General features: G+C 65.7%; 8 protein-coding genes. 4 read left to right on the forward strand and 4 right to left on the reverse strand.

Annotation, left to right across the window (positions count from 1 at the left end):
• The first annotated feature begins 616 nt into the window (after positions 1 to 616).
• Together ACFFNX_RS37965 and ACFFNX_RS37970 are read left to right on the forward strand one after the other, a co-directional pair.
• Positions 617 to 1,192: an RNA polymerase sigma factor gene (locus ACFFNX_RS37965; RefSeq protein ID WP_378210912.1), complete on the forward strand. Its 576-nt coding sequence runs from the start codon at positions 617 to 619 to the stop codon at positions 1,190 to 1,192.
• Positions 1,193 to 1,251: 59 nt separating this feature from the next.
• Complete coding sequence (locus ACFFNX_RS37970) at positions 1,252 to 2,298, forward strand: helix-turn-helix domain-containing protein (protein ID WP_378210914.1); 1,047 nt, start codon at positions 1,252 to 1,254, stop codon at positions 2,296 to 2,298.
• Positions 2,299 to 2,635: 337 nt separating this feature from the next.
• Here the strand turns inward: ACFFNX_RS37970 and ACFFNX_RS37975 are convergent, their stop codons facing one another.
• Positions 2,636 to 3,625, reverse strand: a complete 990-nt coding sequence (locus ACFFNX_RS37975) for a C40 family peptidase (RefSeq protein ID WP_378210916.1) — start codon at positions 3,623 to 3,625, stop codon at positions 2,636 to 2,638.
• Positions 3,626 to 3,964: 339 nt separating this feature from the next.
• Here ACFFNX_RS37975 and ACFFNX_RS37980 point away from each other — a divergent pair, with 339 nt between their 5' ends.
• On the forward strand, positions 3,965 to 4,186 hold the full coding sequence (locus ACFFNX_RS37980; RefSeq protein ID WP_378210918.1) for a hypothetical protein: 222 nt from the start codon (positions 3,965 to 3,967) through the stop codon (positions 4,184 to 4,186).
• Between the two features lie 109 nt (positions 4,187 to 4,295).
• Here ACFFNX_RS37980 and ACFFNX_RS37985 read toward each other — a convergent pair whose 3' ends face one another.
• On the reverse strand, positions 4,296 to 4,718 hold the full coding sequence (locus ACFFNX_RS37985; RefSeq protein WP_378210920.1) for an MFS transporter: 423 nt from the start codon (positions 4,716 to 4,718) through the stop codon (positions 4,296 to 4,298).
• A complete protein-coding gene (locus ACFFNX_RS37990; protein WP_378210922.1) occupies positions 4,715 to 4,891 on the reverse strand; it encodes a hypothetical protein in 177 nt (58 codons plus the stop codon). The genes ACFFNX_RS37985 and ACFFNX_RS37990 overlap by 4 nt, the downstream gene beginning before the upstream one ends.
• A 32-nt stretch (positions 4,892 to 4,923) precedes the next feature.
• Between ACFFNX_RS37990 and ACFFNX_RS37995 the strand changes: the two genes are divergently transcribed.
• On the forward strand, positions 4,924 to 5,085 hold the full coding sequence (locus ACFFNX_RS37995) for a helix-turn-helix domain-containing protein (RefSeq protein WP_378210924.1): 162 nt from the start codon (positions 4,924 to 4,926) through the stop codon (positions 5,083 to 5,085).
• 4 nt (positions 5,086 to 5,089) lie between these two features.
• On the opposite strand, the gene ACFFNX_RS38000 is transcribed toward ACFFNX_RS37995, so the two are convergent.
• Positions 5,090 to 6,313 carry an IS110 family RNA-guided transposase gene (locus tag ACFFNX_RS38000; protein ID WP_446678548.1) on the reverse strand — a complete coding sequence of 408 codons (1,224 nt, stop codon included), beginning with the start codon at positions 6,311 to 6,313 and terminating at the stop codon, positions 5,090 to 5,092.
• Positions 6,314 to 6,637: the final 324 nt, after the last annotated feature.

The following is a 6,637-nucleotide window of genomic DNA, read 5'->3' on the forward strand; positions in this document are numbered from 1 at the left end:
AAAGGATACGTTCCTACTGTGGGAACATTCCTCCGTCTGAGTACGAGGAAGCGTTCCACCGGTCACGTGGTATTACGTCTCTGGCCGGTTGAGAAGCAAGCGATCCGGCCTCCAACTTCGCCGGGGCGGTCCAATGTCTGGGTTCGGGGACGGCCAGCAGGATCATGCCGGGATCGGCTGGCGGCGGCTGATCGAGCCGTGCCGACGGCCGGTTTTGGGTGTCGGTGTGGTCGCGGAGCAGGGCGGTGGTGACGACGCAGATCGCCAGATCAGACACCAATTCGCGTGCGGCCTTGGTTGCCGATTCAACGCTCGGGTGGTTTCGTCCGATGTTCCGGCATGACGCTGTTGAGGATGCGAGGAAACACGTGTGCGGTGCTCACCGCGACGGCGAATGTGATCTCGTGGCAGGCCGCCATGTTCACGTTGGCGGCTCTGGTTGTCGCTGGGGTGCTAAGGCTGTGCACTGAACGGCAGCGGCGCCAGACTCTTCTGGCGCTGGTCATCAGGGCACCGGAGGGCACTGTAGTGATGCAGCAGGATGACCCTGATGGACTGGCGTTGCGGTTGACGCTGGGTCGATCCGCAACCCGACGCATCTCGCGGGGACCATGACGTGGCGACTCACCCTGATCTCGGCAAAGAGATCGAGGTTCTCTTCCGCGCTGAGTCAGAGGCGCTGTTCCGGTACGCCTCCACCCTTCCCGAGGTCGACCGTGCCAGGGCCGAAGATCTTGTGCAGACGACGTTCGTCGCTGCGATGGAGGACTGGTCCCGGCTGGGCCGACTGTGTCCTGAGCGACAACGGCGCTGGCTGTACGCGGTTCTCAAAAACAAGGCGATCGATCAGTGGCGCCAAGGACGGCGCCTTCAGCTAGTGGGCGACTGTGAGGAGGCTAGAGAGCATGCGCGCTCGGAGACGGAGCATCACGTGTTGTCCGTGGTTGCGTTGGACCTGGCCTGGGAGATGATCTCCGCGATGCCCGGGCAGCGGCAAAGGGTGGCGTTCCTTTGCTGGAATGAGGAGTGGTCGTCCCGTGAGGTCGCTGAGTGGCTCGGGATCACTCAGGAGACGGTGAGGTCGCACCTGAAGCTGGCGCGAGATCAGCTTATGAGAGCGGTGGGTCCCGCGGCGCCGTTCCGCGATGACCAGGGAGCGGACTGGATCGACGGACGGAAGGCAGGATCATGAGTGTGACGCCAGCTGCCACTCTCGCGCTCGGTGCCGTGGCTAGGTCGGGTGGCCAGGTCATGCTTCGGCGGATTGTCGGTGCGCGGCTTCGTCGGCTGCGTGAGTCGGCCGGGATCAGCCGGGAGGAGGCGGGCGCCGCCATTTACGCCTCCCTTTCGAAGATCAGCCGTATGGAACTGGGCCGGGTGGGCTTCAAGCAGCGGGACGTCAACGATCTGCTCGCGTTGTACGGCGTGCGTGATGACATCCTGCGACATCAGATACTGGAGCTGGCCGTCCAGTCCAATCAGCCTGGCTGGTGGCATCAATACTCCGAGGTGATCTCTCAATGGTTCGAGCCTTACCTCGGGCTCGAAGAGGCTGCGGCCCGGATCCACCAATACGCAGTACAGTTCGTGCCGAGCCTGCTGCGGACCGAGGAATACGCGCGAGCTGTCGACCGCCTTCACCACCCCGACGCCCCCGAAGGGGAGTTCGACCGTCGAGCGGCGCTGCTAAGGCAGCGGAAGCGGGTGTTGACACGTGACGTACCACCGACTCTGTTGGCGGTCATCGATGAGGCCGCACTCCGCCGTCCGATCGGCGGCAAGTCCGTGATGCGTAAACAGATCGAAGATCTGATCGAGGCCTGCGAGCAGCCACATATCACTATTCAGGTGGTCCCGCTCACGTGCCACGCCGTGGCCGGCGCAGCATTCAGCGTCCTGGGTTTCACCGAACCGGAGTTGTCCGATGTGGTTTATCTTGAGCAGCTCATCAGCGCGCTCTACCTCGACAAGCAGGAAGATGCCAATCACTACCTTGCGGCGATGGAACGACTCCGTGCCGACATCGAACCCGCATCGGCTACCCCGGACACTCTTGCTCGGCTCCTATACAACCTCGCTGATCGGAACCAGCAGGACCCCGCATCGAACGCCCGCCGATCGCCCATCGACCGGCCGGGGCAAGACGTCCGCTCGGGGGATGACGACCGCATCGCAGCCGATATCTACCGCCAAGCTCGTGACCACGCAATCCATAGCCCTGCCTTGATCTATGACGTGGAACGAGGACTGCGGCGGCTCCAAGAATGCCTGGATGATGATCACCAGGACCCGCGATGAAGGCCCGCAGTTTCGCAGGGGTAAGGTGTGAGCACGACAGGATGGCGACCAGTGCTTTCCATTCCTCGCGTTGTGCAGCGTTTCCTTAGGTGAACGGCTGACAGGAGATCACGCCGAATCGGCTGGCGATCATTTGCGTAGAAGATCCACTTCGACCCACCTGCCGCAGCCTCCACCGGCCAAGCAAGACGAGAACCGGCCATCGACCGGCGAAATCGTTGAGAACGGGCCAGTTTCACTGAGATCCGACACCGGGTAGAACCTCACGCCGACCGCGCCTCACCGAGATGTCCAAAGGACAAGTCATGGACAACTCAGATGAGGATTGGTCATCCTTTTAAGAATTACAGTTTATGGGCTGTCGGATGGTGAATCCTACGGCGCCGCCAGGATAGTTTTTGTAGTTTTGGAAACGGGCGTTGGTGCCCGTGTGGGGGGCGGCGATCATGGTGCCTGCTGCGGGGTTGTAGGCGATGCCGACGCGGCCGGGTCCGCTGTGGCCGGGTTTGTAGTTGAAGATGACGAGGTCTGCGGGTTGTTCTTGTCCGGGTGGGACGGTGGCGCCCCACCAGTATTGGGCGTCGGAGAGGCGGGGGATGGTGACGCCTGCGGAGCGGTAGGCGCTCATGGTGAGGCCGGAGCAGTCGAAGGCGTCGGGGTCGGTGGCGCCGTAGACGTAGGGTTTTCCGATTTGGGCGCGGGCGTGAGTGATCACCTGGGCTGCCACGCTGTTGGTGGGGAGGGGGCCGAGGGTGGCCTGATCGCAGGTCGGGTTGTCGGCGGCGGTGATGGCCTGGATGCCGTGGTGTGCGTATCGGCCGGCTTGGGCGAGCACGGTGTCGACGTAGTCGTTGGAGGGGTTGTAGGCGAAGAGCGCGGCGTGGATGTCGTTGGGTGCGCCGTGGGTTTTGAGGTAGTGGGCGGCGGCGGGGATGGCGTCGGCGGGGTCGTAGACGTCGTCCCAGCCGTCTCTGTCTCCGTCGGTTCCGTATCCGCCGGTGTGGGTGTTCGCGCGGTGGCGTGGGGTACCGCCCCAGGTGTTTCCGGCGGCGCCTAGGATGCCGATTTGCATGGGGCTGGCTGCTCCGGCGTAGTTCGCGCCGGAGGTGACGCCGGTGTGGGGGTCGCGGCCGTGGTCGGATTCGAGCTTGCCGATGGCGGCGAGCAGGTTCCAGGCGATCCCGGTTTCTTGCCCGGTTCTGCGGTATAGCTGCAGGTAGTTCGCGGGGATGGTGTCGTCGGCCTCCCGGGTGGCTTGGGGCTGGATTTGGCAGGCGGCGGGGCCTTGGAGGCCGAGGGTGGATTCGGCGCCGATCAGGGCTGCCATGAGCAGGAGAAGGCTGCCGATGCCTGCCGCTGTACACTCCGGCGGCGCGCTGGCCTGCGGTGTTCCAGGCCCGGCAGGCATCAGACGCGTCGTGGTCGCCTGGACGGCGTGGATACCGCTATCGGCATCTGCCGTCTGCCGCCTGGACCCCGTCCTGTCCTGAAGGCCGCCCGGCCCGGCGAGATGGTGGAGGGAGGGCTGGTCGACGTTCGGCCGGTGAGAAGGCGAACACCGTGATCTTCCCGCGTTCGGGACCCGCGTATGCCCGTCACGCGGTAGAAAGCGAGCGATGCGGATTTTGTCCGTGTACTTACATCAGCACTCCCCGAGAGGACCTAAGTGGCTTCGATCGATCTGAACAACGTGCTCGACAAGGCATGGGCGGACAAGAGCCTTCCGGAGATCCTGGCCGCGCCGGTGGCGGCGCTGAAGGGCGTCTCGGACCGTAGTGGCGAGCTTCTGTACGAAGCGCTTGGCATCAAGACGATCGCCGACCTGGCCAGCCTGCCGTACGCCCGCTGGGCACAGGCCCTGGCCGACCTGGAAGCGGCCGGCAAGTAGCGAGCCCCTCGCACGGCGGTCACGACGTCGCCCACTTCGGGGGTACGGCCCGCCGGAGCCGACGCTCCGGCGGGCCGTACCCTTGGACGGCCGGTGGGATTGCGGCCATTCACCAGGCCAGGCCGTACGGCGGTCGGGCCGGGATGGCGATCCCGGATCGTGGCGATCGTGATGAGCAGGATGAGTACCGAGATCCCGGCGCCGACGGCGAAGGCCCGGTCGAAGCCGGTGACCAGCGCGTGCGCGCCGTGGGCGCCGGCGGAGCCGGCGGCCACCGTCCGGCAACGGTGTTCAGTACGGCAAGCCCGACGGCATCGCCGATCTGCCGGGTGGCGTTGAGCAGGCTGGCGGCCACCCTGGAGTCCGCGTCGGCGACGCCGGCGAGCGCGACCAGTGGCAGCGGCACGAACATCAGGCCCAGCGCGGTGCCGATGACCAGGATGGGGCCGAGCAGTCCGCCCGCGTACTCGGCGTTCTCGGTCAGCAGCGACAGCAAGTACAGGCCGCCGGCACAGCCCGCGGCGCCGGTCACCAACAGCGAGCGGGCGCCGTCTGCGGCAGCAGCGCGGAGGCGACCGCGGAACCGGCCAGCACCACGGCGGCCAGTGGTAGGAACGCTGCTCCGGCCCGTATGGCGGAATACCCCCAGACTTCCTGCGCGAACAGGATGAGGAAGTAGAACACGCCGAACAGCACGGTGCCCACGCCGAGCATGATGAGGTTCGCCCCGAGCCGGCATGTCGGTGGACTACGTCGTACGCCTTGAACAGGGTCGCAGCAGTCAGCCCTCGACCCAGTTGCTCGGCGCGGTGGCCCGGGCGTTGTGTCTCTCCGACGATGAGCGCGAGCGCGATGTGGATCGAGCCGGTGTCGCCGCTGTTAGACATCCCAGGAGCTGAGGTGTCAAGCTGCGAGTATCTCGGAACGAGGTGGCCAGGCGGTTGCCTCGTCGTAGAGCGTGCCGTTCTTGAGGCATCCGTGCAGGATGCCGACGAGCCGGTTGGCGAGCTGACGCAACGCGGCGTGGTGGCCGAGGTCCCGGGCCCGGAGCCGGTCGTAGTAGGCGCGGGCTCCTGGCGAGGCGGTCAGGGCGGCGAACGCCTGGGTATCGAGGGTGTCGATGAGCCGGTCGTTGTGGACGAACCGGGCCAGAACCACCTTCTTCTTGCCGGAGGCGCGAGTGATGGGGCTGGTGCCGGCGTAGTTCCTACGGGACTTCGCCGAGGCATACCGTCCATCGGCGTCACCGAACTCGGCGAGCACCCGGGCGCCGAGGATCGGCCCCAAGCCTGGCTGGCTAAGGATGATCTCGGCGGCCGGGTGCTGCCCAAAATGGGCGTCGACCTGCTCTTGCATGGTCTTGATCTGCTGGTTCAGGACGGTCAGGATCGCGGTCTGAGAGCCGGCCGTGGCCGCGTAGGCCGCGGTCACCACGGCAGGTTGGCCGAGATGTTCGGCGCGCAACGCCTGCTGGATCTTGGCTGCCTTATCGCCGACGTTCCGACGGCGGGCGCGTTTGAGCGCGGCGCTGATCTGTCCGATGGTCAGCTTGGCGGCCGAGGCCGGGTCGGGGGCCTTGGCGAGCAACTCAAGGGCGTCGGCGGCGTCAAGGTCCTCAAACGCCTCCAGCGCCGCCGGGAAGTAGTCTCGCAACGCGTGCCGCAACCGCTGGGTGTGGCGGGTACGTTCCCAGATCAGCGTCTTATGCGCCCGCGCCACCACCTTGATCGCCTCTGCCTCGGCGCTGTCTTGAGAGGCCGGCCGCAGCTGGTGGGAGTCGGTACGGACCATGTCGGCCAGCATGTGCGCATCAGCCGCGTCGCTCTTGGCCCCCGAGACCCTCAGCCGGTCCCGGCAGCGGGCCGCCTGCAGCGGATTGACCGCGAACACCGCGTACCCGGCGGCCAGCAACGCCTGCACCCACGGGCCACGATCGGTCTCGATCCCGACCAGCACTTGCGCATCGTCGGCGTCCTCACCGAGTTGCTCACCGATCATCGCGTGCAACCGGGCCATCCCCGCTACACCCTCGGGCAGACGGGCCTTGGCCAGCCGACGGCCCGAGACGTCCATCAACTCAACGTCGTGATGAGCCTCGGCCCACTCATCCCCAACGTACAACCGCAACGCTTCTCCCGCTTTCGATGTCGATCTGTCTCAGCAGCCGGCGGGAGAACCATCAGCGACCTAATCAAGCAGTGCTCACGCCACGATCGGGCGGGCACGACATCCCAGCAGCGATCAACTCTCCCAGCCGACCGGCAGGGGCACGATCTTTTTTCAGGACTCCCGAAAGGTCCAGGGGACCAGAGTGCTCACCTGCCGGCGGCCACCGGCACCGAGTCTGCCGGAAGACAAACCCGATAACTCTGATTAGGGGAGCCACCTCCTGTGGACAACTGACGGCGACCCAGAGCACGCATCGGTCAGAACATCAGGAACAACCCCAAG

This window comes from Actinoallomurus acaciae, assembly GCF_042429965.1.
In the GTDB taxonomy this organism is placed as follows: domain Bacteria; phylum Actinomycetota; class Actinomycetes; order Streptosporangiales; family Streptosporangiaceae; genus Actinoallomurus; species Actinoallomurus acaciae.